The following is a 23,567-nucleotide window of genomic DNA, read 5'->3' as shown; positions in this document are numbered from 1 at the left end:
GGGGAGGCCGCATGCCGCTGACGCGCCTGAAATCCCCGGAGGCCGCCGCCCGCTGGCTCTCGTCCTGGGTCACCGGCACGCTGCGCACCGACAGCCGCCTGGTGCAGCCCGGCGACGCCTTCATCGCCTGGCCGGGTTACGCCAACGACGGCCGCCGCTTCGTCCAGCAGGCGCTGGACGCCGGCGCCTCGACCTGCCTCGTCGAGCTCGACGGCGTCGAGGCCTTCGGCTTCGAGGACGCGCGCGTGGCCACGCTGCCCGACCTCAAGGCCGTCACCGGCGACATCGCCCACGCCTATTTCGAGCACCCCAGCCAGCGGCTGAAGCTCGTCGCCACGACCGGCACCAACGGCAAGACCTCGACCGCCTGGTGGACCGCCCAGGCGCTGACCCGCCTGGGCCAGCGCTGCGGCGTGATGGGCACGCTGGGCGTCGGCGAGCCCGGCGCGGTGCGCGCCACGGGCCTGACGACGCCCGACCCGGTGACGCTGCACGCCGCCTTCCGCGGCTTCGTCGACCAGGGTTTTGCCGCCTGCGCGCTGGAGGCCTCGTCGATCGGCATCGTCGAGCACCGGCTGGACGCCGCCGAGATCGACGTCGCGCTGTTCACCAACTTCACCCGCGACCACCTGGACTACCACGGCTCGATGGAGTCCTACTGGGAGGCCAAGCGCCGCCTGTTCGCCTGGCCGGGGCTGAAGGCCGCGGTGATCAACGTCGACGACGAACAGGGCGCGCTGCTGGCCGCCGAGCCGCTGGCGCTGGACGTCTGGACTTATGCCGTCGACGGCGACGCGCGCCTCGTCGCGCGCGACGTGCGCTACGTCGACGGCGGCCTGGCCTTCACGCTGCACGAAGGCGACGCCGCCGTCGAGGTGCGCAGCACGCTGATCGGCGAGTACAACGTGCACAACCTGCTGGCCGTGATCGGTGGCCTGCGCGCGCTGGGCGTGGCGCTAGCCGACGCCGCGGCCGTCGTGCCGGCGCTGACGCCGGTGCCCGGGCGCATGCAGCGTGTGCCCGGCGAGCACGTCGAGGTCGTCGTCGACTACGCGCACACGCCCGACGCGCTGGAGAAGGTGCTGCAGGCGCTGCGCCCGCTGACCGCCGCACGCGGCGGCCAGCTGTGGTGCGTGTTCGGCTGCGGCGGCAACCGCGACGCCACCAAGCGCCCGCTGATGGGCGCCATCGCCGCGCGCCTGGCCGACCGCGTCGTCGCCACCAGCGACAACCCGCGCGACGAGGCGCCGTGCTTCATCCTGTCGCAGATCCTGGCCGGCGTCACCGGCCACGACGAGGTCGACGTCATCGAGGACCGCCACGAGGCCATCGCCTATGCCGTCGCCAACGCCGCGCCGGGCGACGTCGTGCTGCTGGCCGGCAAGGGCCACGAGGACTACCAGGAGATCAAGGGCGTGCGCCGCCCGTTCTCCGACGAGACCGAGGCACGCGCCGCGCTGGCGCGCCGCACGGAGGCCCGCGCATGAGGCTCACGCTGGCCCAGGCGCTGCCCTTCGTGCCCGGCGCAAAGCTGGTCGGCGACGGCACGACCGCGTTCGCGCGCGTGCACAGCGACACGCGCACGCTGCGCCCCGGTGACCTGTTCGTCGCGCTGCGTGGCGAACGTTTCGACGGCCACGAGTTCCTCGCGTCCGCGCGCGAAGCGGGCGCCGTCGCGGCGATCGCCGAACACGGGCTGTCCGACTCGATGCCCGGTCTGCAGGTGAGCGACTCGCTCGCCGCGCTGCAGCAGCTGGCCGCCGGCTGGCGCGCGCGTTTCCTGCTGCCGCTGGTGGCCGTCACCGGCAGCAACGGCAAGACCACCGTCACGCAGATGGTCGCCGCGATCCTGCGCGCCGCGCACGGTGACGCCGCGTTCGCCACGCGCGGCAACCTGAACAACCACATCGGCGTGCCGCTGACGCTGCTCGGGCTGCAACCCTCGCACGCCGCCGGCGTCGTCGAGCTGGGCATGAACCACCCCGGCGAGATCGCCGAGCTGGCGGCCATCGCCCGGCCGACGATCGTGCTGGTCAACAACGCCCAGCGTGAGCACCAGGAGTTCATGGCCACGGTCGAGGCCGTGGCGCGCGAGAACGGCCAGGCGATCGCGATGCTGCCGCCCGCCGGCATCGCCATCTTCCCGGCCGACGACGACTACACGCCGCTGTGGCGCGAACTGGCCGGCGCGCGCCGCACGATCACGTTCGCGCTCGACGGTGCCGCCGACCTGACGGCGCGTGCCCAATGGCAGGGCGAGCGCTGGCGCGTCGAGATGTCGACGCCGGCCGGCCCGCTGGTCACGACGCTGGCCGTCGCCGGCCTGCACAACGTGAAGAACGCGCTGGCCGCCGCGGCCTGCGCACTGGCCGCGGGCGTCAAGCCGGCGGCGATCGCCGCCGGCCTGGCGGCCTTCCAGCCGGTGTCCGGGCGCTCGCAGGCCGCACGCGTGGCCACGGCGCACGGCGAGATCACGCTCGTCGACGACAGCTACAACGCCAACCCCGACTCGGTGCTCGCCGCCGTCGCCGTGCTGGCGGCGCTGCCCGGCCCGCGCTGGCTGGTGCTGGGCGACATGGGCGAGGTCGGCGAACGTGGCCCCGAGTTCCACGCCGAGGTCGGCGCCGCGGCGCGGGCCGCCGGCATCGAGACGGTCTGGACGGCCGGCGGGCTGTCGCGCCACGTCGGCGCGCAGCGCCATTTCAACGACGCCGCGGCGATGGTCGCCGCGCTCGCCGACGCGCCGCAGGCCGCGTCGGTGCTGGTCAAGGGTTCCCGGTTCATGCGGATGGAGCAGGTCGTGCGCGCGTTCAAGGAAGGGGTGCGCTGATGCTGCTCACGCTCAGCCAGTGGCTGCTGTCGCTGTTCCCGGACGAACTCGGTTTCCTCCGCGTCTTCCAGTACCTGACCTTCCGCGCCGTGCTGGCGGCGATGACGGCGCTCTTGATCGGCCTGGCGCTGGGCCCCTGGGTCATCCGCCGGCTCACCGAGATGAAGATCGGCCAGCCGATCCGCGAGTACGGCGTGCAGACCCACCTGGGCAAACGCGGCACGCCGACGATGGGCGGCGTGCTGGTGCTGCTGGGCATCGCGGTGTCGACGCTGCTGTGGTTCGACTGGAGCAACCGCTTCGTCTGGGTGGTGATGATCGTGACCTTCGGCTTCGGCGCCATCGGCTGGGCCGACGACTACCGCAAGGTCGTGCGCAAGGACCCGGAAGGCATGCGCTCGCGCGAGAAGTTCTTCTGGCAGACGCTGATCGGCCTGTTCGCCGCGGTCTACCTTGCCTTCAGCGTCTCCGAGACCTCCAACCTGCGTGTCGTCGAGCTGTTCCTGCGCTGGGTGACGAGCGGCTTCTCCACCGACCTGCCGCCCAAGGCCGACCTGATCGTGCCGTTCTTCAAGACCGTCAGCTACCCGCTGGGCGTCTTCGGCTTCATGGCGCTGACCTGGTTCGTCATCGTCGGCGCCAGCAACGCTGTCAACTTCACCGACGGCCTGGACGGGCTGGCGATCATGCCGGTGGTGCTGGTGGGTTCGGCGCTGGGCGTCTTCGCCTACGTCACCGGCAACTCGGTGTTCTCGCGCTACCTGCTGCTGCCCTACATCCCGGGCGCCGGCGAGCTGCTGGTGTTCTGCGCCGCGCTGGCCGGCGCGGGGCTGGCCTTCCTCTGGTTCAACGCCAACCCGGCGCAGGTCTTCATGGGCGACGTCGGCGCGCTGGCGCTGGGCGGCGCGCTGGGCACGATCGCCGTCATCACGCGCCAGGAGATCGTGCTCGGGATCATGGGCGGCGTCTTCGTCGCCGAGGCGCTGTCGGTGATGGCCCAGGTGGCCTGGTTCAAGTACACGAAGAAGCGCTACGGCGAAGGCCGGCGCATCTTCCTGATGGCGCCGCTGCACCATCACTATGAGAAGAAGGGCTGGACCGAGAGCCAGGTCGTGGTGCGCTTCTGGATCATCACGATGCTGCTGTGCCTGGTCGGCCTGGCGAGCCTGAAGCTGCGGTGAACACGATGAACGCCTTCGCGGAAAAGACGGTGCTGGTGCTGGGCCTGGGCGACTCCGGCCTGGCGATGGCGCGCTGGGCCTGGACCCACGGCGCCTTCGTGCGCGTCTGGGACTCGCGCGAGGACCCGCCGCAGGCCGTCGGCCTGCACGAGCACTGCCCGGGCGCCGAGCTGTTCGGCGGCCCGCTGGACGCCCATGCCTTCGAGGGCGTGGACCGCGTGCTCAAGAGCCCCGGCCTGTCGCCGCACGACCCGCGCATCGCCTCGGTGCTGGCCGCCGCGCGTGCCGACGGCGTGCCGGTGCAGGGCGAGCTCGACGTCTTCGCCGAGGCGCTGGCGGCGCTGAAGGCCGAACGGGGCTACGCGCCGCAGGTCATCGCGATCACCGGCACCAACGGCAAGACGACGACGACCACGCTGACCGGGCTGCTGGTCGAACGCGCCGGGCGCAGCGTCGTGCTGGCCGGCAACATCGGCCCGACGATGCTCGACACGCTGGCCGCGCGGCTGGAGGACCTGCCCGAGGTCTGGGTGCTCGAGCTTTCCAGCTTCCAGCTCGACGGCGTCACCGGCTTCGAGCCGGCTGCCGCCGCGGTGCTCAACGTCACCCAGGACCACCTCGACTGGCACGGCACGATGGACGCCTACGCCGCGGCCAAGGCGCGTGTCTTCGGCCGCGACGCGGTGATGGTCATCAACCGCGACGACCCGCTGGTCGAGGCCATGGTGCCGCCGCCGGCGCCGGCCAAGGGCCGCAACAAGCCGGTCGGCCGCAGCGTGCAGCGTTTCGGCCTGGACGCGCCGCGCCGCCCGGGCGACTGGGGTCTGGTCGTCGAGAACGGCATGGCCTGGCTGGTGCGGGCGCTGCCGGCCGACGAGACCGTCAAGCTGCGCCGCGACGAGGAACACGAGATCCACCTGCAGCGCCTGATGCCGGCCGACGCGCTGCGCATCCGCGGCCGCCACAACGCCGCCAACGCGCTCGCCGCGCTGGCGCTGGCCACGGCCATCGGCTGCCCGCTGAGCGCCTTGCTGCACGGCCTGCGCGACTACGCCGGCGAGCCGCACCGCGTGCAGTGGATCGCCACCGTCGGCGAGGTCGAGGCCTTCGACGACAGCAAGGGCACCAACGTCGGCGCCACCGTCGCCGCGCTCGACGGCCTGGGCGCCGACAAGGCGCCGGCGAAACTGGTCGTGATCCTCGGCGGCGACGGCAAGGGCCAGGACTTCGCGCCGCTGGCCGCGCCGCTGGCGCGCTGGGCGCGTGCGGTGGCCACCATCGGCCGCGACGCGCCGGCGATCGAGCCGCACGTGCGCGGCCCGCTGCTCGCGCGCCACGAGACGCTGCAGGCCGCCGTCGCCTGGTGCTTCGAGCAGGCTGAACCCGGCGACGCCGTGCTGCTGAGCCCGGCCTGCGCCAGCATGGACATGTTCCGCAACTACGCCCACCGCGCCGAGGTCTTCGCCGCTGCGGTGCAGGCGCTGGCCGCGGAGAAGGGCCAGGCATGAAGGCCATCGGCGCGATCCGCAACTGGTGGGCGGCCCGGCGCGAGAGCGTCGGCACGCTGCCGGTGCGCGACCGCGTCGCCGCCGGCGGCCGGCCCGCGGCGCTGCGTGCCTTCGACCAGACCTTCGTCGCCGTCGTCGCGACGCTGCTGCTGCTGGGCCTGGTGATGGTCTATTCGGCCTCGATCGCGCTGCCCGACAACCCGAAGTTCGCCAACTACTCGTCCTCGTACTTCCTGACGCGCCACGTGTTCGCGCTGGCGCTGGGCGCGGTGGTCGCGTTCGCCGTCGTGCAGGTGCCGGTGTCGTTCTGGGAGAAACACGCCGAGAAGATCTTCGTCGTCTCGCTGCTGCTGCTGGTGCTGGTGCTGCTGCCCTTCGTCGGCAAGGTGGTCAACAACTCGCGCCGCTGGATCCCGCTGGGCATCATGAACTTCCAGCCCTCGGAGCTGGCGAAGATCACGATCGCGATGTACGCCGCCAGCTACATGGTGCGCAAGATGGACGTGAAGGAGAACTTCTTCCGCGCCGTCTGGCCGATGGTCGTCGCGGTGGCCTTCATCGGCGCGCTGCTGCTGCGCCAGCCCGACATGGGCGCCTTCATCGTCATCGCGACGGTGGCGATGGGCATCCTGTTCCTGGGCGGCGTCAACGGCCGCATGTTCTTCCTGATCGCCGCGGTGCTGGTCGGCACCTTCGCGACCATCATCGCCTTCGACGACCTGCGCCGCGAGCGCATCCTGGCCTACCTCAACCCCTGGGACCCGGCCTACGCGCAGGGCAAGGCCTACCAGCTGACGCACTCGCTGATCGCCTTCGGCCGCGGCGAGCTCTTCGGCCAGGGCCTGGGCGCCAGCGTCGAGAAGCTGCACTACCTGCCCGAGGCGCACACCGACTTCCTGCTCGCCGTCATCGGCGAGGAGCTGGGTTTCGTCGGCGTCGCCGCGGTCATCGCGCTGTTCTTCTGGCTCACGCGGCGCATCTTCGTCATCGGCCGCCAGGCGATCGCGCTGGACCGCGTCTTCGCCGGGCTGATGGTGCAGGGCGTGGGCATCTGGATGGGCGGCCAGGCCTTCATCAACATGGGCGTGAACCTGGGCGTGCTGCCGACCAAGGGCCTGACGCTGCCGCTGATGAGCTACGGCGGCTCGGCGATCCTGATGAACCTCGTCGCGCTGGCCATCGTGGTGCGGGTCGACGTCGAAAACCGCAGCCTGATGCGTGGAGGCCGCGTATGAGCGGGCGCCACCTCGTCGTGATGGCCGCCGGCACCGGCGGCCACGTCATTCCCGGCATCGCCGTGGCGCGCGAGATGCAGCGCCGCGGCTGGACCGTGAGCTGGCTGGGCACCCGGACCGGCATGGAGAACAAGCTGGTGCCGCCGACCGGCCTGCCGCTGGACACGATCGGCTTCGCCGGTCTGCGCGGCAAGGGCGCGATGGGCGCACTGACCGGCGGCATGCGCCTGTTGAAGGCCTTCGGCGACTGCCTGGGCATCCTGCGCCGGCGCCGTGCCGACGCCGTGCTCGGCATGGGCGGCTACGTCTGCTTCCCCGGCGGGCTGATGGCCTCGCTGCTGTCCAAGCCGCTGGTGCTGGTCAACGCCGACGCCGCGATGCTGCTGTCCAACCGCTCGCTGCTGCCGGTGGCCGACCGCGTCGCCTTCGGCTTCGACGGTGCCGCCGCGCAAGCGACGAAGAACGCCGCCGTCACCGGCAACCCGGTGCGTGCCGAGATCGAGGCGCTGCCGGCTCCGGCCGAACGTTATGCCGGCCGCAGCGGGCCGCTGAAGCTGCTCGTCGTCGGCGGCAGCCTGGGCGCCAAGGTGCTCAACGAGACCGTGCCGCAGGCGCTGGCCCGGCTGGCGCCGCACGAGCGTCCGCTCGTCACGCACCAGACCGGCGCCACGCAGCTCGAGGCCGTGAAGGCCGCCTATGCGGCCGCCGGTGTCGACGCCGAGGTGCTGCCCTTCATCGACGACATGCCGCGCCGCCTGGCCGAGAGCGACCTGATGCTGTGCCGCGCCGGTGCGATCACGGTCAGCGAACTGTGCGCCGCCGGCGTTGCATCCATCCTGGTGCCGCTGATCGTCAGCACCACCTCGCACCAGCGCGACAACGCCGAGATGATGGCCTCGCAGGGGGCCGCCAAGCACCTGCCGCAATCCGAACTGAACCCCGAACGCCTCGCCGACGAACTGCGCGCGCTGGACCGCGCCGCGCTCGCCGCGATGGCCGACCGCGCCCGCGCCCAGGCCCGCCCGCAGGCCGCCGCGCGAGTGGCGGACCTCATAGAAGAACTGACCCCGCGATGAAACACGCCGTCAAGCAGATCCACTTCGTCGGCGTCGGCGGCGCCGGCATGAGCGGCATCGCCGAGATCCTGCACAACCTGGGCTACCGCGTCACCGGCAGCGACCAGGCCGCCAGCGCGACCACCGAGCGCCTGGCCGGTCTCGGCCTGCGCATCGCCATCGGCCACGACGCCGCCAACATCGAGGGCGCCGAAGCCGTCGTCATCTCGACCGCGGTGAAGGGCGACAACCCCGAGGTCATCACCGCCCGTGCGCGCCGCATCCCGGTCGTGCCGCGTGCGGTGATGCTGGCCGAGCTGATGCGCCTGCGCCGCGGCATCGCCATCGCCGGCACGCACGGCAAGACGACGACGACCTCGCTGGTGGCCAGCGTGCTCGCCGAAGCCGGCCGCGACCCGACCTTCGTCATCGGCGGCAAGCTGCTGAGCGCCGGCGCCAACTCGCGCCTGGGTTCAGGCGAGTACATCGTCGTCGAGGCCGACGAGAGCGACGCCTCGTTCCTGAACCTGATGCCGATCATGGCCGTCGTCACCAACATCGACGCCGACCACATGGAGACCTACGGCCACGACCTGTCGCGGCTGCGGTCGGCCTTCGTCGACTTCATCCACCGCATGCCGTTCTACGGCGCGGCCATCGTCTGCGGCGACGACCCCGGCGTGCGCGCGATCCTGCCGATGCTCTCGCGCCCGGTCGTCAGCTACGGCCTGGGCGAGGACGTGCAGGTGCGCGCCGTCGACGTCGAGGCGCTGCCCGGCGGGCGCATGAAGTTCACCGCCCAGCGCCGCAACGGCGTCGAGATGCCCGACCTGGCGATCACGCTGAACCTGCCCGGCGTGCACAACGTGCGCAACGCGCTGGCGGCGATCGCCGTGGCGATGGAACTGGAGCTGCCCGACGAGCCGACGGTGCGGGCGCTGGCCGGCTTCACCGGCGTCGGCCGGCGCTTCCAGCGCTGGGGCGAGCTCGCGGTGTCGGCGGCGCACGGCGGCGGCACGTTCACGCTGATCGACGACTACGGCCACCACCCGGCCGAGATGGCGGCGGTGGTCGCCGCGGCGCGCGGCGCCTTTCCGGGACGCCGCCTCGTGCTGGCCTTCCAGCCGCACCGCTACACCCGCACGCGCGACTGCTTCGAGGACTTCGTCAAGGTCATGGGCAGCGCCGACGCGGTGCTGCTGACCGAGGTCTACGCCGCCGGCGAGGCCCCGATCGTCGCCGCCGACGGCCGCGCGCTGGCGCGCGCGCTGCGCGTGGCCGGCAAGGTCGACCCGGTGTTCGTCGACGCCATCGCCGAGCTGCCGGCGGCGATCGCCGACTTCGCGCAGGACGGCGACGTCGTCATCGCGATGGGCGCGGGTTCGATGGGCGGGGTGCCGCAGAAGGTGGTCGAGATGACGCAACAAGGAGCCGTGGCATGAACCCCCTGGGCAAGGTCGCCGTCCTGATGGGCGGATCCAGCGCCGAGCGGCAGGTGTCGCTGATGTCGGGCAATGGCGTTCTGGAGGCGCTGCGCCGCGCCGGCGTCGACGCGCACCCCTTCGACCCGGCCGAACGCGAGCTGGCCGAACTCAAGCACGCCGGCTTCGAGCGCGCCTTCATCGCGCTGCATGGCCGCCACGGCGAGGACGGGACGGTGCAGGGTGCGCTGGAGCTGCTGCGCATCCCCTACACCGGCTCGGGCGTGATGGCCAGCGCGATCGCGATGGACAAGGTGATGACCAAGCGCATCTGGGCCGCCGAAGGCCTGCCGACGCCGCGCTGGGCCTGGCTGTCGCCCGAGCGCCAGGCGCGCGAGGACGTCATCGCCGTGCCCGACCAGCTCGGCCTGCCGCTGATCGTCAAGCCGCCGCGCGAAGGCTCGTCGATCGGCATCACGAAGGTGAGCGGCTACTCCGAGATGCAGGACGCGGTGAAGCTCGCCTGCGAGTACGACGCCGACGTGCTCTGCGAGGAGTTCATCGAAGGCGAGGAAGTCACCTGCGCCGTGCTGGGCGACGGCCCCGCGGCGCGTGCGCTGCCGGTGATCCGCATCGTCGCGCCGGGCGGCAACTACGACTTCGAGCACAAGTACTTCTCCGAGGAGACCGGCTACCACTGCCCGAGCGGCCTGCCGCCGGCCGAGGAGGCCGAGATCCAGCGCCTGACGCTGGCCGCCTACCGCCTGCTGGGCTGCCGCGGCTGGGGCCGCGCCGACCTGATGATCCGCGCCAGCGACCGCAAGCCCTTCCTGCTGGAGATGAACACCAGCCCGGGCATGACCAGCCACTCGCTGGTGCCGCTGGCCGCGCGTGTGGCCGGCCTCGGCTACGAGCAGCTGTGTCTGCACGTGCTCGAGTGCGCCGCGCTGGACCACCCGGGAACCTGACATGAACCGCGCCGCCGCCCTGCCGCTGGCCGAACAGCCGACCGATGTCCGCCTGATGAACGGCGTGGCCAGCGGCGTGTTCGTGCTCGCCGGTGCAGCGCTGGCCGCCGCGGCGCTGATGTGGCTGGTGCGTGCGCCGCTGTTCACGATCCGCGCCGTCGAGATCGACGGCGACCTGGGCCGCAACAGCGTCAACACGATCCGCGCCAACGCGGTGCCGCGCCTGCGCGGCAACTTCTTCAGCCTGGACCTGGACCAGGGGCGCGAGGCCTTCGAGTCCGTGCCCTGGGTGCGCAACGCGGTCGTGCGCCGCGTCTGGCCCGACCGGCTGGCGGTGCGCCTGGAGGAGCACCGCCCGGCCGCCGTCTGGCAGGGCGAGGACGGCAACGACCGCCTCGTCAACACGCACGGAGAACTCTTCGACGCCAACGTCGGCGACGTCGAGGACGACGGCCTGCCCGTGTTCTCGGGCCCCGACGAGGAGGCCGCCGCGGTGCTGGCGATGTACGGCAAGCTGCGCCCGCTGCTCGAGCCGCTGGACGCGGAGATCACCGAGCTGCGCCTGTCGCACCGCGGTTCCTGGGGCGTCGAGCTCGACAGCGGCGCGACGCTGGAGCTGGGACGCGGCAGCGAGGACGAGGTGCTGGCCCGTGCGGCGCGATTCGTGCGCACGCTGCCCGAGGTGACGGCGCGCTGGCGCGCGCCGCTGCAATACGCCGACCTGCGCCACACCGACGGCTATGCGGTGCGACTGCGCGGCGTGACGACGAAGACGATCAACTGAAGGACAACATGGCCAAGGAATACAAGGATCTCGTCTTCGGCCTGGACATCGGCACCGCCAAGGTCATGGTGGTGGCCGCCGAAGTGCTGCCCGACGGCGAGCTGCGTGTCGCCGGCCTCGGCGTGGCGACGACGCATGGCCTGAAGCGCGGGGTCGTCGTGAACATCGACGCCACCGTGCAGAGCATCCAGCAGGCGCTGAAGGAGGCCGAGATGATGGCCGCCTGCAAGATCGACCGCGTCTACACCGGCATCACCGGCAGCCACATCCGCGGCCAGAACTCCACCGGCATGGTCATCGTGCGCGACAACCGCGAGGTGACGACGGTGGACGTGGCGCGTGTCGTCGAGACCGCCAAGGCGATCAACATCCCCAACGACCAGCGCCTGCTGCTCGTCGAGCCGCAGGAGTTCGTGATCGACGGCCACGAGGTCAAGGAGCCGATCGGCATGAGCGGCTCGCGGCTGGAGGTCAAGGTCCACATCGTGACCGGCGCTCAAAGTGCCGCCGAGAACATCCTGAAGTGCGTGCGCCGCTGCGGCCTGGAGGTCGAGCGCCTGGTGCTCAACCCCAGCGCCAGCGCCGCCGCGGTGCTGACCGACGACGAGAAGTCGCTGGGCGTGGCCGTCGTCGACATCGGCGCCGGCACCACCGACGTGCAGATCTACACCGACGGCAGCGTGCGCCACACCGCGGTGATCCCGATCGCCGGCGACCTGATCACCAGCGACATCGCGATGGCGCTGCGCACGCCGACCAAGGACGCCGAGGAGATCAAGGTCGAGCACGGCGTGGCCAAGCAGCTGCTGGCCGACCCGGCCGACCAGGTCGAGGTGCCGGGGCTGGGCGACCGCGCGCCGCGCATGCTCAGCCGCCAGGCGCTGGCCGGCGTCATCGAGCCGCGTGTCGAGGAGATCTTCACCCTCGTGCACCAGGTCATCCGCGAGAGCGGCTACGAGGAGCTGCTGTCCTCGGGGATCGTCATCACCGGCGGCTCGTCGGTGATGCCCGGGATGATCGAGCTCGGCGAGGACATCTTTTTGAAGCCGGTGCGGCGTGGCCTGCCCACGTACCACGCTGCACTCGGCGACATGGTCGCGAATCCGCGTTCAGCCACCGTCATGGGGCTGCTCGAGGAGGCGCGTCTGGCACGGCAACGCGGTCACAAGGCCGCGGCCCAGGCGGGGTCGGTGACGACGCTGCTGGGCCGCGCCAAGGACTGGTTCCTGGGCAACTTCTGAAGAGGACCCGTGACGAGGTCCCGTTTCATTCCGTCAAGTCAACCGTCTGGCAACTGCATTCACTAGGAGGCTCCACATGCCCATCGAGATGATCGAGGAATTCGACCAAGGCACGCAGATCAAGGTGATCGGCGTCGGCGGCGGCGGCGGCAATGCCGTCGAGCACATGATTTCCCAGGGCGTGCAGGGCGTGGACTTCATCTGCGCCAACACCGACTCGCAGGCCCTGCACCGCAGCGGCGCGGCCACGCTGGTGCAACTGGGCACCAGCGGCCTGGGCGCCGGCGCCAAGCCCGAGGTCGGCCGCTCGGCCGCCGAGGAGGCCGTCGACCGCATCCGCGAGTCGATCGCCGGCGCGCACATGCTGTTCATCACCGCCGGCATGGGCGGCGGCACCGGCACCGGCGCGGCGCCGGTCATCGCCCGCGTCGCCAAGGAGATGGGCATCCTGACGGTGGGTGTCGTCACCAAGCCCTTCGAGTTCGAAGGCAAGCGCCGCGGCAAGCAGGCCGATGACGGCGTCAGCGAGCTCGAGGCCAACGTCGACAGCCTGATCGTCGTGCTCAACGAGAAGCTGCTGGACGTGATGGGCGAGGACGTGACGCAGGACCAGGCCTTCGCGCACGCCAACGACGTGCTGAAGAACGCCGTCGGCGGCATCAGCGACATCATCCACATCCCCGGTCTCGTCAACGTCGACTTCGAGGACGTGAAGACGGTGATGAGCGAGCCGGGCAAGGCGATGATGGGCACGGCGACGGCCGGCGGGCCGGACCGCGCGACCAAGGCGGCCGACGCCGCGGTGGCCTGCCCGCTGCTCGAAGGCATCGACCTGTCGGGCGCGCGCGGCGTGCTGGTGCTGATCGCCGCGAGCAAGGCGACCTTCAAGCTCGCCGAAAGCCGCAACGCGATGAACACCATCCGCCGCTACGCCGCCGACGACGCCCACGTCATCTACGGCACGGCCTACGACGAGAGCCTGGGCGATCAGCTGCGTGTGACCGTCATCGCCACCGGCCTGAACTCGGCGCGCCGCCAGGAGACCCGCCCGGCGCCGCCGCTGGCCGTGGTGCAGCAGGCGCCGGCCGCGCAGCCGGTGCTGCGCACCGGCACCGACAACCTGCCGATCCTGACCCAGCCGGCCCTCGGCGCGGCGGCCCCGGCGCCGGCGCACGACTACGCCGGGCTGAACACGCCCAGCGTCTGGCGCAGCGGCCGCAGCCAGGCCGCGGCCAAGGTCGACGCGCTGGCCAGCAACGGCATGGACGAGATCGAGATCCCGGCCTTCCTGCGCAAGCAGGCGGACTGACCGGCAGACGCCGCAGAGCTGACCGGACGGATTGGGGCGGCCTGCGGGCCGCCCCTTTTTGTTGCCCGTAGCGCCGCCGCGTGCCGGCGGCTCAGGGCTCGCTGCAGAAGCGCAGGATGGCGTCGCCGACCTGCTGCGCCGCTTCGCGCTGCGGGAAGTGGCCGACACCCTCCAGCACGCGGCGCTCGTAGCGGCCGTCGAAGAAAGGCTCGCGGCCGAGCGAGCTGTCGGGGTGGTTGCAGCCGTCGGCAGCGCCATGCAGCACGAGCGTCGGAACCGCCAGTACCGGCGCCGGGTCCAGTCGCGATTCGTCCGCAGCACAAGCCGGATCACCGGCCTCGAAGCCCCAGCGGTGGCGATAGGAATGCAGCACGACATCGGCCCAGTCTTCTCCCTGGAAGGCCTGGAGTGCGGCGTCGAAGTCTTCCGGCGCGTACCAGCCCGACGGCGACCAGGTGTCCCACATCAGGCGCGTGAAGGCTTCGCGCTCATGGCGCAGCGCCTGTTCGCCGCGTGCCGTCGCCAGGTACCAGTGGTACCAGTAGTTGCGCGCCTGCTGCAGCGAGATCGTCTGCTGTGCGCTGTTGGTGCCGTAGCCGACCGAGAGCATCACCAGATGCGATGCCGCGCCGGCACGCAGGCCGCAGGCATTGGACGCCGCACGTGCGCCCCAGTCGTGCCCCACCAGCACCGGCTGCGCGAGGCCCAGCACGTCGATGAACTCCAGCAGGTCGCGGCCCAGAGCCGAGAGCTGGCCGCTGCGCGGCGTGGCCGCGTCGCGAAAGCGGGTGGGCGCGAATCCGCGCAGCGCCGGGGCGAGCACGTGCCAGCCGGCGGCGGCCAGCTGCGCTGCCACCGGCCGCCAGCCCTCGGGGCTGTCGGGCCAGCCGTGCAGCAGCACGGCGCTGCGCGTGGCGCCGCGGTTCCATTCGAGATAGGCGATGTCCAGGGTCGAGGTCGAGGCGACGAAGTGCGTGTGCATGGGCTCTCAGAGGCAGTGGCGACAACAGCAAGCGTGCGCGCGATACCGCTTGGCCTCGGTGAATAATCACGGCAGATTGATGAAGGTTCTCGTTGAATGACGCCATGACCGACGCCGGCGGTGCGCCGCTGGACATCGTGCTGCTGCGCAGCTTTCTCGAAGTCGTCGACGGCGGCAGCTTCGCCGTGGCCGCCGAGCGGCTGGCGCTGACGCCCTCGGCCATCAGCGGCCACATCAAGCGCCTGGAGCAGGCGGCAGGTGCGACGCTGCTGGCGCGCACCACGCGGCGTCTGGACCTGACTTCGGCGGGCGAGACCTTGTACGCCTACGGCCGCAGCATCCTGGACCTGGAGCGCGAGGCGCGCGCCAAGCTGCGCGGCGCACCGGTTCGGGGGCGGTTGCGGGTGGGCGCGTCGGAAGACTTCGCCGGCACCTGGCTGCCGCAGGTGCTGCAGCGTTTTCGCAGCGCGCACCCGCAGGCGTCTGTCGACCTGAAGGTCGGCATCACCGCCGACCTGCTGCGCCAGCAGGAACGCGGCCGGCTGGACATCGTGTTCGGCAAGCAATGCAGCCGCGTCGACGGCAGCGGTGAACTGCTCTGGGAAGAGCCGCTGGTCTGGGCTTACGCCACGGGTCAGGCGCCGGAGCTCGCGCCGCAGCTGCCGCTGGCGGTGTTTCCCGAGCCTTGTGTCTACCGCGAGTCGGCGATCTCGGCGCTGGGCCGGGCCGGACTGCCCTGGCGCATCGTGTTCGAGAGCAGCAGCATGGCGGCCTGCGTGTCGGCCGCCTTGTCCGGCTTCGCCGTCACGGTGGTGGCGCGCAGCCAGCTGCGCGACGGGCTGAGCGAGCTGGGTGCCGGGCAGCGCATGCCCGAACTGCCTGCGGCCCGGTTCTGCGCATTCGCCCGCGCCGGCAACTCAGCGAGCGACGCGCTCGTCGACGCGGCGCGCCGGATCGGGATGTACGAGCGCTTCGGCCCTGGGCCGCGTCGCGGCTGATCGGCGGCACGCGCCGGCTGAAAACGAAAAAGCCGCCCGGTTTCCCGGGCGGCTTTCGTTCTCTGCGCCAGAAGCTCAGAGCGCCTGCACGGCCTGGGTGCGCGCGAAGGTACCGGCGGTGGCGTTGTGCGCGTCCATGCAGCGGCCTTCGGCGGCCGGCGAGGCGCGCAGCACGCCCAGCGCGACCTGCTGCGCCTGCGGCTTGGCCGCGCCCAGCGCCTGCAGCGAACGCACGCCGAAGGCGTCGGCCTGCAGCTCGAAGCGCTTGTTCAGGCCGGCCACCAGGCAGGTGCCGAAGCCCAGGCCGGCGTCGGCCGCGGCGCCGCTGGCGACGACCGAGGCGCTCAGCGTCGGCAGCATGCCGAAGCCCAGCACGCTGGTGGCGTAGAAGCCGGTGGACAGCAGGCGCAGCGCCGCGGTGCGCGTGCCGTGGCGGTAGACGCCGTGGCCGAGTTCGCGCGACAGCGAGTAGGTCAGCGCGTCGGGCGAAGCCTTGTCGGCCAGCGCGGTGCTGACGGTGACGACGTAGTGCGGGGCACGCAGACGGCTTTGCTGCAGGTCGGTGGCCGGCTTGCCGGCGGCGGGGTCGACCGCCGAGACGATCACGTCGCCGAGCCAGTCGCGGTCCATCCAGCCGTCGTCGTCCACGCGCTGGGCGGCGTAGATGCTGCGGCAGGCCGGGGCGCGCAGGCGTTCCAGGCGCGCGGCCGCGGGGTTGGCCGATTCATCGACGAGCAGCACCGACAGTTCACCCGGGGCCAGCGTCAGGCCGGGCGTTCCGGCGCAGTCGACGCGTTGGGCGAGGTACTTGGGGGTGCTCGCGGGGACGGCAGGCGTGGTAGCGAGCAGGGCCGGGGCGGCCAGGGCCGTCACGGCCGCTGCTCGGATTGCGTTTTTCATGAGGTCCTTCCTTACTGCTGCGGGTGTGGCTGCCTGCGGGCCACGGGGGGCTTGTCTGTAGATGAAAATTTCTGTCAAGCTGCCGTTACAGTCTATCGACTGTTCTTCATCAATTATCTGGGCCCATATCAAAGTACTTATCCCAACGCAGGATTGACGCGTGATATTGGCCTGCGGCGCGTGGTCATGGCGCCACGAAAGCCGGTCGCGACGCAAGAGGGCGCGTTCGCCGGGCGTCGGCGCCACGGCTGTGGCACGTGAGCCTTAAGACCGCCTTCACCTCGCACGCGCAGCATGACGGCATCGAGTGTTCGAGAGACCGTCATGAAAACGATCCGCAGCACCTACATCGCGCTCGTCGCCGGGCTGAGCGCGCTGTGGCTGGCGGCCGAAGCCGGCTCGCTGCCGGCGGCACAGGGCTTCTTCGCCTGGCGCAACCTGCTGGTGCAGTACAGCGGCGTGCTCGGCATCGGGCTGATGAGCGCGGGCATGCTGCTGGCGCTGCGCCCGGCCTGGCTGGACGATCGCCTGCACGGCCTGGACAAGGGCTACCGCCTGCACAAGTGGTTGGGCGTCGGCGGCCTGGTGCTGTCGGTGGCGCACTGGCTGTTCGCCCAGGGCCCGAAGTGGCTGGTGCAGGCCGGGCTGCTGGAGCGCCCGCAGCGCGGCCCGCGGCCGCAGGTCGAGGCCGACAGCCTGCTGGCCTGGGTGCAGGGCCTGCGCCACCCGGCCGAGGAGATCGGCGAGTACGCCTTCTACCTGATGCTGGCGCTGATCGCGATCGCGCTGATCAAGCGCTTCCCGTACCGCCGCTTCTTCCAGACGCACCGCGCGATGGCGCTCGTGTACCTGGTGCTCGTCTTCCACTCGGTGGTGCTGACCAAGCCCGGGTACTGGCTGCAGCCGGTCGGTCTGGTGCTGGCCGCGCTGATGACGGTGGGCACGGTCTCGGCCTTCATGAGCCTGGCGCGCCGCATCGGCCGTGCGCGCCGTGTCGAAGGCCGGGTCGAGAGCGTCGAGTTCCTGCCGGGCACGCAGGTCACCGCGGTGACGGTGAAGCTGGCCGACGGCTGGCACGGCCACGACGCCGGCCAGTTCGCCTTCGTCACCTTCGACGAGGCCGAGGGCGCGCACCCGTTCACGATCGCCTCGGCCTGGGCCGGCGACGGCCGGCTGCGTTTCCTCATCAAGGCGCTGGGCGACTACACGCGCACGCTGCCCCAGGCGCTGAAGGCCGGCCACGCGGCGGCGGTGGAAGGCCCGTACGGCCGCTTCCGCTTCGACGGCGAGGCGCGGCGCCAGGTGTGGATCGGCGCCGGCATCGGCGTCACGCCCTTCGTCGCCCGGCTGCAGTCGCTGGCGCGCCGCCCGGACGGCCGCACGATCGACATGTTCCACCCGACCGCGGCCGTCGACGCCACCGCGCTGGCGCGGCTGCAGGCCGACGCCGGTGCCGCCGGCGTGCGCCTGCACGTGCTGCAGGACGCCCGCGACGGCCGCCTGGACGCCGCCCGGCTGCGCCAGCTGGTGCCCGACTGGCTGCAGGCCGACTTCTGGTTCTGCGGCCCGGCCGCCTTCGGCGAGGCCCTGAAGCGCGACCTGGCCGCCGCCGGCCTGCCGCCGGGGCGTTTCCACCAGGAGCTGTTCGAGATGCGCTGAGGCGCGGGGCGGCCTCAGCCATCGCGCGTGAAATCGCGCTCAGGCCTTCGGCAGGCGCAGAACGCCTCCCGGCGTCCTGCGTCCGGGCTCAGCCCTCGCGCGTGAAATCGCGCTCGGGCCTTCGGCAGGCGCAGAACGCCTCCCGGCGTCCTGCGTCCAGGCTCAGCCCTCGCGCGTGAAATCGCGCTCAGGCCTTCGGCAGGCGCAGAACGCCTTCCGGCGTCCTGCGTCCGGCCTCAGCGCCGCTGCAGCGCCCGCGCGATGCGCCCGCGCGGCACCGTCGGCTTGGGCACACGCTGGTCGAACCAGCTGCGCACGTCGGCCTCCAGGCCGATGCCGTGCATGTAGTTGTAGATCGCCTTCTTCAGCGCCACGCCGAGCGCGTCGTGGTCGACACCCGTGGGGTCGACGAAGCCGACGTCGTTGCGTGCGAAGCTCGTCGGCGGCAGCGGCTGCAGCGTCACGCCGTAGGCCGCCGGGTCGCGGCCCACCGGCGAGTGCACGGTGCAGGTGAAGCGGTGGAAGAAGCCCGACTGGATGCAGCCGGCCTCGAAGAGCTGGCGCACGTACTCCAGCGCGTCGACCGTGTCCTGCACCGTCTGCGTCGGGAAGCCGTACATCAGGTAGGCGTGCACCAGCACGCCGGCATCGCTGAAGGCGCGCGTGACCCGCGCCACCTGCTCGACCGACACACCCTTCTGCATCAGCCCCAGCAGCCGGTCCGACGCCACCTCCAGCCCGCCGCTGATCGCGATGCAGCCGCTGTCGGCGAGCTGGCGGCAGAGCTCGGGGCTGAAGCTCTTCTCGAAGCGCACGTTGCCCCACCACGAGATCGCCAGCTGCCGGCGCTGCAACTCGGCGGCCAGCGCCTTCAGCGACTTGGGCGGCGCGGCTTCGTCGACGAAGTGGAAGCCCGTCTGCCCGGTCTCGGCGACGATGGCCTCGATGCGGTCGACCAGGGTCTCGGCGCCGGCGGCGTCGTAGCGCGAGATGTAGTCCAGGCTGGTGTCGCAGAAGCTGCACTTCTTCCAGTAGCAGCCGTGCGCCACCGTCATCTTGTTCCAGCGCCCGTCGCTCCACAGCCGGTGCATCGGGTTGAGCATGTCCAGGAGCGACAGGTAGCGGCCCAGCGGCAGCCCGTCCCAGGTCGGCGTGCCGACCTCGGCAAACGGCACGTCGGCTTCGCCGATGTCGAGGTAGCGCACCGTGCCGCCTTCGTCGCGCATGAAGGTGCGCACCAGGCGCTGGCGCGAGCGTTTGCCGGCCCAGTGCTCCAGCAGCGCCAGCAGCGGGCGCTCGCCGGCGTCCAGCGTCACCGCGTCGACGTAATCGAACAGGCGCGCGTCCGACAGCTCGCGCAGCTCGGTGTTGACGAGGCCGCCGCCCAGCGCCACGCGCAGCCCCGGCTGCACCGCCTTCATCGCCTGGGCGATGCGCAGCGCGCCGTAGACCGAGCCGGGGAAGGGCACGCTCAAGAGCACGACGTCGGGCCGGTGTTCGGCCAGCGCGGCCTGCGCCAGGCGCTCGAGCGTCGCGTCGACGAGGTTGGGCGGCGCTGCCAGCGCCTGCGCCAGCGGCTCGAAACTCGGCTGGCTGGCGGCCAGTTGCTCCGCGTAGCGCACGAACTCGAAACGGGCGTCGACCGCGTCGCGCAGCACGTCGGCCAGGTCGTCCAGGTACAGCGTCGCCAGGTGGCGCGCGCGGTCCTGCGTGCCGAGTGCGCCGAAGGCCCAGGCCAGCGGGTCGCCACCTTCGGGGTCGTCGGGGTCGACGTAGACGTCGAGCGAGCAGAAACGTGCGCCCTCGGGCAGGAAGGCGCGGCCGGCGATGCGGTGCGCCAGCGTCGCGTCGCCGCCTTGCAGAAAGCGGATCGTCGGCGTGATCGTCGCCACGTAACGCTCGAACTGCGCCTCGAAGGCGTCCAGCCGCGCCGTGCGGCGTTCGGGCGGCAGCGCCTTGGCGGCTTCGCGCACGGCAGCCAGCCCGGCGGGCGTGAACAGCTCCAGCACCAGCGCCAGCGCGAGGTCGGTCTGCATCGCGGCGATGCCGCGCGAACGCAGGAAGCCGGTCAGGTAGGCGGTCGAGGGGTAGGGCGTGTTCAGCTGCGTCATCGGCGGGATGACGGCGAGCACGCGGAGGTCGGGGGCGCTCATCGGTGGCGGGATTCTCGCCCGCAGCGGCCGTGCGCGCGGCAAAGGCAGCAAGACATGCCTTTTCCGGCAAGTCTGAAAGCTGCGGAGTTCGGCTAGGCGCAAGCCAGCACGCTCCCTAGAGTGCGTGTTCCCGGCCCCCGCGGCCTGCCGTCCGGCAGGCCGCGGGGGCCGCCAAGAGAACCAGGAGACAAGATGAGACGATGGTTGCGGGCCACCCTGGCCCTGCTGCTGGCCGCGCCTGCGGCTGCGGCGCTGGCCCAGGCGGCGACATTCCCCGAACGCGGCAAGCCGCTGCGCATCGTCGTGCCGTTCGCGGCCGGCGGCGGCGTCGACGCCGCCGCGCGGCTGCTGGGCACGCAGCTGCAGAAGCAGCTCGGCGTCAACGTCGTCGTCGAGAACCGTGCCGGCGGCAGCGGCACGATCGGCGGTCGGGCGGTGCAGTCGGCTGCGGCCGATGGCCAGACGCTGCTGTTTTCGGCCGCCACGCACGTGCTGGCCCGGCAGGTCCTGAAGGCCTCGCCTTATGACCCGCAGACCGACTTCGTGCCGGTGGCGCGTGTCGGCGAGGCGCCGCTGATGCTGGTGCTCGCCCCCTCCAGGACGCAGACCCGGCTGGCCGACGTGCTGGCCACGATCCGCCAGCAGCCCGACAAGTGGTCGGCCGGCATTCCCGCGGCCGGCGCGCCCAGCCACCTGGCGACCCTGCTGATGGCGCGCGACGCGGGGCTCAAGCTCAGCTACGTCCCGTACAAGGGCACCCAGCCGGCGCTGATGGACGTCGCCGGCGGCCACACCGACCTGGTGCTGGACTCGATGATCTCGCTGCTGCCGATGGCCAAGTCGGGCAAGGTCCGGCCGATCGCGATCACCTCGGCGCGGCGCAGCGCGCTGGCGCCCGAGGTGCCGACCTTCCAGGAAGCCGGGCTGCCCGAGTTCGCCTATGCCTCGTGGTACGGCGTCTGGGCGCCCGCCGCCACGCCGCCGGCCCGGGTGGCGGTGCTGAACACGGCGATCAACGCCGCCACCGCCGAGCTGGCGCGCAGCGGGGCCTGGGCCAACCTGGGCATCACGCCGGTCACCGAGAACCCCGAGCAGTTCAGGCGCTTCGTCGCACGCGACGTCGCCCAGGGCGCCGAGCTGCTGCGCAGCGCCGGGTTCCAGCCGGAATGACGGCGCGGCGCGCCGCGCCGGCCTTCGCATTCGGGACGTCGCGGGCAATCCCGGGCCTGACGACAGGATGGCCGCCGAATAATGCGGCAGCGCATCCACCGGCCGCTCGCCTGCCGGTGCGAGGCCTGGCCCGAGTGACTGGAGCGCGCCGTGACCCGACCCGCCGTTCGTTCTCCTGCCGCAGCGCATGCGTGAGCGCGCGCCGGCCCCGCGCCGCTGGCCCTACCTGCTCGCGCTGTTGGCGACCCCGGCCGTGCTGCTCGCCTGGCGCCAGGCGGCCGCGCCCGCCGACACGCTGTTCCTGCTCTTGCTGCTGCCCGTCATCGCCTGCGTGTCGACCGGCGGCGTCGGGCCGGGCCTGCTGGCGGCCGCGCTCGCGGCAGCCGGGGCGGTGTATGCGGCGCCGGGCGCCGGCGCGCCGGCCTGGGGCGTGTTCGTGCTGGAGTCGCTGCTGATCTGCACGCTCGCCGTGTCGCGGCCGCGGCCCGCAGCGCCGCCTGCGGCCCCGGCGCCCGACGACACGCACGAGCGCCTGCGGCAGCTGGCCGCAGAACGCGACGCGCTGGCCGAGCGCGAGCGTTTCATGCGCGCCATCGCCGACGCGCTGCCCGGCATGGTCGGCTACTGGGACGCGGACCTGCGCTGCCGCTTCGCCAACGTCGCCTACCTGAAGTGGTTCGGCCGCACGCCCGAGCAGATGCTGGGCATTCGCATGCAGGACCTGCTGGGCGAGGAGCTGTTCCGCGTCAACGAGCGCTACATCCGCGGCGCGCTGGCCGGCGAGGAACAGCGCTTCCAGCGCACGCTGACGCGCGCCGACGGCAGCATCGGCTACACGCTCGCGTCCTACATCCCCGACCGGGTCGATGGCCGGGTGCGCGGCTTCAACGTCATCGTCGCCGACATCTCCGACGTCAAACGCGCCGAGCTCGAGCTCGAGCGCGTCAACGTGCAGCTGCTGCAGCGCGCCGCCGAAGCCGAGGCCGCCACGCGGGCCAAGAGCGCCTTCCTGGCCAACATGAGCCACGAGATCCGCACGCCGATGAACGCCATCATCGGCCTCACGCACCTGCTGGCGCGCGACGCCACCGACGATCAGCAGCGCAGTCGCCTGGGCAAGGTGGACGGTGCCGCCCGCCATCTGCTGCAGGTGATCAGCGACATCCTCGACCTGTCCAAGATCGAGGCCGGCAAGATGAGCCTGGAGCGCGAGGAGTTCCGGCTCGACGAAGTGCTGGAGCGCTCGCTGTCGATGGTGCGTACCAAGGCGGCGGAGAAGGGGCTGGAGCTGGCCGTCGACACCGCGCCGCTGCCCGAGCGCCTGATCGGCGACCCGACGCGGCTGGCGCAGGTGCTGATCAACCTGCTGGCCAACGCCGTGCGCTTCACCGACCGTGGCGTCGTGCGGCTGCACGGCCGCGAGCTGCGGCGCGACGAGCACCGGCTGCTGGCGCGCTTCGAGGTGCAGGACAGCGGGCCGGGCATCGCCCCGGACCAGCTCGCGCGGCTGTTCGAGGCCTTCGACCAGGGCGACAACTCGACGACGCGCCGCCACGGTGGCACCGGCCTGGGCCTGGCGCTGACGCGTCGCTTCGCCACGCTGATGGGCGGCGAGGCCGGCGTCGACAGCCGCCTGGGCGAAGGCAGCAGGTTCTGGTTCAGCGCCGAGTTCGAACTGCCGCCGCCCGAGAGCGTGCAGGCGCCGCTGCCGCCGCCGTCGCTCGACGACCCGTGGCCGCTGCGTGCCGACCTGCGCGGCCGGCGCATCCTGCTGGCCGAGGACAACCCGATCAACCAGGAGGTGGTGGTCGATCTGCTCGAAGCGGCCGGGCTGCAGGTGGACACCGCCGACAACGGCCGCCAGGCGCTGGAGATGGCGCTGCGCACGCCTTACGCGCTGATCCTGATGGACGTGCAGATGCCCGGGCTGGACGGCCTGGCCGCCACGCGCCAGATCCGCGAGCACCTGGGCAGCGCCGTCCCCATCGTCGCGATGACCGCCAATGCCTTCGCCGAGGACCGCGCCGCCTGCCTGGAGGCCGGCATGAACGACCACCTGCCCAAGCCGGTCGAGCCACAGCGCCTGTTCGACACCTTGCAGCGCTGGCTGTAGAAGCCGCCCGGGCCGGGCCGAAGGCGCGCGCGGCGGGCCGACAATGGCCGCCCCGCCACC

General features: G+C 71.9%; 18 protein-coding genes. 15 read left to right on the top strand and 3 right to left on the bottom strand.

Annotated elements, in window-relative coordinates:
- Window positions 1-11 precede the first annotated feature (11 nt).
- The 11 genes from EV684_RS16360 to ftsZ all read left to right on the top strand — a co-directional run bounded on the left by EV684_RS16360 (window position 12) and on the right by ftsZ (window position 13,532).
- On the top strand, window positions 12-1,487 hold the full coding sequence (locus EV684_RS16360) for a UDP-N-acetylmuramoyl-L-alanyl-D-glutamate--2,6-diaminopimelate ligase (protein ID WP_132648352.1): 1,476 nt from the start codon (window positions 12-14) through the stop codon (window positions 1,485-1,487).
- Window positions 1,484-2,830 carry a UDP-N-acetylmuramoyl-tripeptide--D-alanyl-D-alanine ligase gene (locus EV684_RS16355; RefSeq protein WP_132648351.1) on the top strand — a complete coding sequence of 449 codons (1,347 nt, stop codon included), beginning with the start codon at window positions 1,484-1,486 and terminating at the stop codon, window positions 2,828-2,830. The genes EV684_RS16360 and EV684_RS16355 overlap by 4 nt, the downstream gene beginning before the upstream one ends.
- Entirely contained in the window at window positions 2,830-4,011 is a 1,182-nt protein-coding gene (mraY, locus tag EV684_RS16350) for a phospho-N-acetylmuramoyl-pentapeptide-transferase (RefSeq protein ID WP_132648350.1), read from the top strand. Before EV684_RS16355 ends, mraY begins: the two co-directional genes overlap by 1 nt.
- Before the next feature lie 5 nt (window positions 4,012-4,016).
- Window positions 4,017-5,519 carry a UDP-N-acetylmuramoyl-L-alanine--D-glutamate ligase gene (gene murD / locus EV684_RS16345; RefSeq protein ID WP_132648349.1) on the top strand — a complete coding sequence of 501 codons (1,503 nt, stop codon included), beginning with the start codon at window positions 4,017-4,019 and terminating at the stop codon, window positions 5,517-5,519.
- Complete coding sequence (gene ftsW / locus EV684_RS16340; RefSeq protein WP_132648348.1) at window positions 5,516-6,754, top strand: putative lipid II flippase FtsW; 1,239 nt, start codon at window positions 5,516-5,518, stop codon at window positions 6,752-6,754. The genes murD and ftsW overlap by 4 nt, the downstream gene beginning before the upstream one ends.
- Window positions 6,751-7,830 (top strand): undecaprenyldiphospho-muramoylpentapeptide beta-N-acetylglucosaminyltransferase, encoded by a 1,080-nt coding sequence (gene murG / locus EV684_RS16335; RefSeq protein ID WP_132648347.1) that lies wholly within the window; start codon window positions 6,751-6,753, stop codon window positions 7,828-7,830. Before ftsW ends, murG begins: the two co-directional genes overlap by 4 nt.
- On the top strand, window positions 7,827-9,251 hold the full coding sequence (murC, locus tag EV684_RS16330; RefSeq protein WP_132648346.1) for a UDP-N-acetylmuramate--L-alanine ligase: 1,425 nt from the start codon (window positions 7,827-7,829) through the stop codon (window positions 9,249-9,251). The genes murG and murC overlap by 4 nt, the downstream gene beginning before the upstream one ends.
- Window positions 9,248-10,198: a D-alanine--D-alanine ligase gene (locus EV684_RS16325; protein ID WP_132648345.1), complete on the top strand. Its 951-nt coding sequence runs from the start codon at window positions 9,248-9,250 to the stop codon at window positions 10,196-10,198. Before murC ends, EV684_RS16325 begins: the two co-directional genes overlap by 4 nt.
- A 1-nt stretch (window position 10,199) precedes the next feature.
- Entirely contained in the window at window positions 10,200-10,982 is a 783-nt protein-coding gene (locus tag EV684_RS16320) for a cell division protein FtsQ/DivIB (RefSeq protein ID WP_132648344.1), read from the top strand.
- Window positions 10,983-10,990: 8 nt separating this feature from the next.
- Window positions 10,991-12,223 carry a cell division protein FtsA gene (gene ftsA / locus EV684_RS16315; RefSeq protein WP_132648343.1) on the top strand — a complete coding sequence of 411 codons (1,233 nt, stop codon included), beginning with the start codon at window positions 10,991-10,993 and terminating at the stop codon, window positions 12,221-12,223.
- Window positions 12,224-12,299: 76 nt separating this feature from the next.
- Entirely contained in the window at window positions 12,300-13,532 is a 1,233-nt protein-coding gene (gene ftsZ / locus EV684_RS16310) for a cell division protein FtsZ (protein WP_132648342.1), read from the top strand.
- A 91-nt stretch (window positions 13,533-13,623) separates the two neighbouring features.
- On the opposite strand, the gene EV684_RS16305 is transcribed toward ftsZ, so the two are convergent.
- Entirely contained in the window at window positions 13,624-14,514 is an 891-nt protein-coding gene (locus EV684_RS16305; protein WP_132648341.1) for an alpha/beta fold hydrolase, read from the bottom strand.
- A 104-nt stretch (window positions 14,515-14,618) separates the two neighbouring features.
- Here EV684_RS16305 and EV684_RS16300 point away from each other — a divergent pair, with 104 nt between their 5' ends.
- Window positions 14,619-15,512 carry a LysR family transcriptional regulator gene (locus EV684_RS16300; RefSeq protein WP_132648340.1) on the top strand — a complete coding sequence of 298 codons (894 nt, stop codon included), beginning with the start codon at window positions 14,619-14,621 and terminating at the stop codon, window positions 15,510-15,512.
- A gap of 75 nt (window positions 15,513-15,587) precedes the next feature.
- Here the strand turns inward: EV684_RS16300 and EV684_RS16295 are convergent, their stop codons facing one another.
- The gene (locus tag EV684_RS16295) at window positions 15,588-16,385 is read right to left on the bottom strand and encodes a M48 family metalloprotease (RefSeq protein ID WP_132648339.1); all 798 of its coding nucleotides are present in this window, start codon (window positions 16,383-16,385) and stop codon (window positions 15,588-15,590) included.
- 351 nt (window positions 16,386-16,736) lie between these two features.
- On the opposite strand from EV684_RS16295, the gene EV684_RS16290 reads away from it, so the two are divergent.
- Entirely contained in the window at window positions 16,737-18,071 is a 1,335-nt protein-coding gene (locus EV684_RS16290) for a ferredoxin reductase family protein (protein ID WP_132648338.1), read from the top strand.
- A 236-nt stretch (window positions 18,072-18,307) separates the two neighbouring features.
- Here the strand turns inward: EV684_RS16290 and EV684_RS16285 are convergent, their stop codons facing one another.
- Complete coding sequence (locus EV684_RS16285; protein ID WP_132648337.1) at window positions 18,308-20,224, bottom strand: B12-binding domain-containing radical SAM protein; 1,917 nt, start codon at window positions 20,222-20,224, stop codon at window positions 18,308-18,310.
- Between the two features lie 192 nt (window positions 20,225-20,416).
- Between EV684_RS16285 and EV684_RS16280 the strand changes: the two genes are divergently transcribed.
- Together EV684_RS16280 and EV684_RS16275 are read left to right on the top strand one after the other, a co-directional pair.
- The gene (locus EV684_RS16280; protein ID WP_132648336.1) at window positions 20,417-21,394 is read left to right on the top strand and encodes a Bug family tripartite tricarboxylate transporter substrate binding protein; all 978 of its coding nucleotides are present in this window, start codon (window positions 20,417-20,419) and stop codon (window positions 21,392-21,394) included.
- Between the two features lie 187 nt (window positions 21,395-21,581).
- Window positions 21,582-23,507, top strand: coding sequence for a hybrid sensor histidine kinase/response regulator (locus EV684_RS16275; RefSeq protein ID WP_132648335.1), 1,926 nt, complete (start codon window positions 21,582-21,584; stop codon window positions 23,505-23,507).
- Window positions 23,508-23,567 lie beyond the last annotated feature (60 nt).

The sequence above is a fragment of the Rubrivivax gelatinosus genome, from assembly GCF_004340905.1.
In the GTDB taxonomy this organism is placed as follows: Bacteria; Pseudomonadota; Gammaproteobacteria; order Burkholderiales; family Burkholderiaceae_C; genus Rubrivivax; species Rubrivivax gelatinosus.
The sequence above is the reverse complement of the archived record's forward strand: the minus strand, read 5'-3'. Positions and strand labels throughout refer to the sequence as shown.

Excerpts from the sequence above, each read along its gene's own strand:
- ftsA (WP_132648343.1), top strand. The coding sequence starts at position 10,991 with ATGGCCAAGGAATACAAGGATCTCGTCTTCGGCCTGGACATCGGCACC.
- EV684_RS16300 (WP_132648340.1), top strand. The coding sequence starts at position 14,619 with ATGACCGACGCCGGCGGTGCGCCGCTGGACATCGTGCTGCTGCGCAGC.
- EV684_RS16285 (WP_132648337.1), bottom strand. The coding sequence starts at position 20,224 with ATGAGCGCCCCCGACCTCCGCGTGCTCGCCGTCATCCCGCCGATGACG.
- EV684_RS16305 (WP_132648341.1), bottom strand. The coding sequence starts at position 14,514 with ATGCACACGCACTTCGTCGCCTCGACCTCGACCCTGGACATCGCCTAT.
- ftsZ (WP_132648342.1), top strand. The coding sequence starts at position 12,300 with ATGCCCATCGAGATGATCGAGGAATTCGACCAAGGCACGCAGATCAAG.
- ftsW (WP_132648348.1), top strand. The coding sequence starts at position 5,516 with ATGAAGGCCATCGGCGCGATCCGCAACTGGTGGGCGGCCCGGCGCGAG.
- EV684_RS16320 (WP_132648344.1), top strand. The coding sequence starts at position 10,200 with ATGAACCGCGCCGCCGCCCTGCCGCTGGCCGAACAGCCGACCGATGTC.
- mraY (WP_132648350.1), top strand. The coding sequence starts at position 2,830 with ATGCTGCTCACGCTCAGCCAGTGGCTGCTGTCGCTGTTCCCGGACGAA.
- EV684_RS16290 (WP_132648338.1), top strand. The coding sequence starts at position 16,737 with ATGAAAACGATCCGCAGCACCTACATCGCGCTCGTCGCCGGGCTGAGC.
- EV684_RS16280 (WP_132648336.1), top strand. The coding sequence starts at position 20,417 with ATGAGACGATGGTTGCGGGCCACCCTGGCCCTGCTGCTGGCCGCGCCT.
- EV684_RS16325 (WP_132648345.1), top strand. The coding sequence starts at position 9,248 with ATGAACCCCCTGGGCAAGGTCGCCGTCCTGATGGGCGGATCCAGCGCC.
- EV684_RS16355 (WP_132648351.1), top strand. The coding sequence starts at position 1,484 with ATGAGGCTCACGCTGGCCCAGGCGCTGCCCTTCGTGCCCGGCGCAAAG.
- EV684_RS16275 (WP_132648335.1), top strand. The coding sequence starts at position 21,582 with ATGCGTGAGCGCGCGCCGGCCCCGCGCCGCTGGCCCTACCTGCTCGCG.
- murC (WP_132648346.1), top strand. The coding sequence starts at position 7,827 with ATGAAACACGCCGTCAAGCAGATCCACTTCGTCGGCGTCGGCGGCGCC.
- EV684_RS16360 (WP_132648352.1), top strand. The coding sequence starts at position 12 with ATGCCGCTGACGCGCCTGAAATCCCCGGAGGCCGCCGCCCGCTGGCTC.
- murG (WP_132648347.1), top strand. The coding sequence starts at position 6,751 with ATGAGCGGGCGCCACCTCGTCGTGATGGCCGCCGGCACCGGCGGCCAC.
- murD (WP_132648349.1), top strand. The coding sequence starts at position 4,017 with ATGAACGCCTTCGCGGAAAAGACGGTGCTGGTGCTGGGCCTGGGCGAC.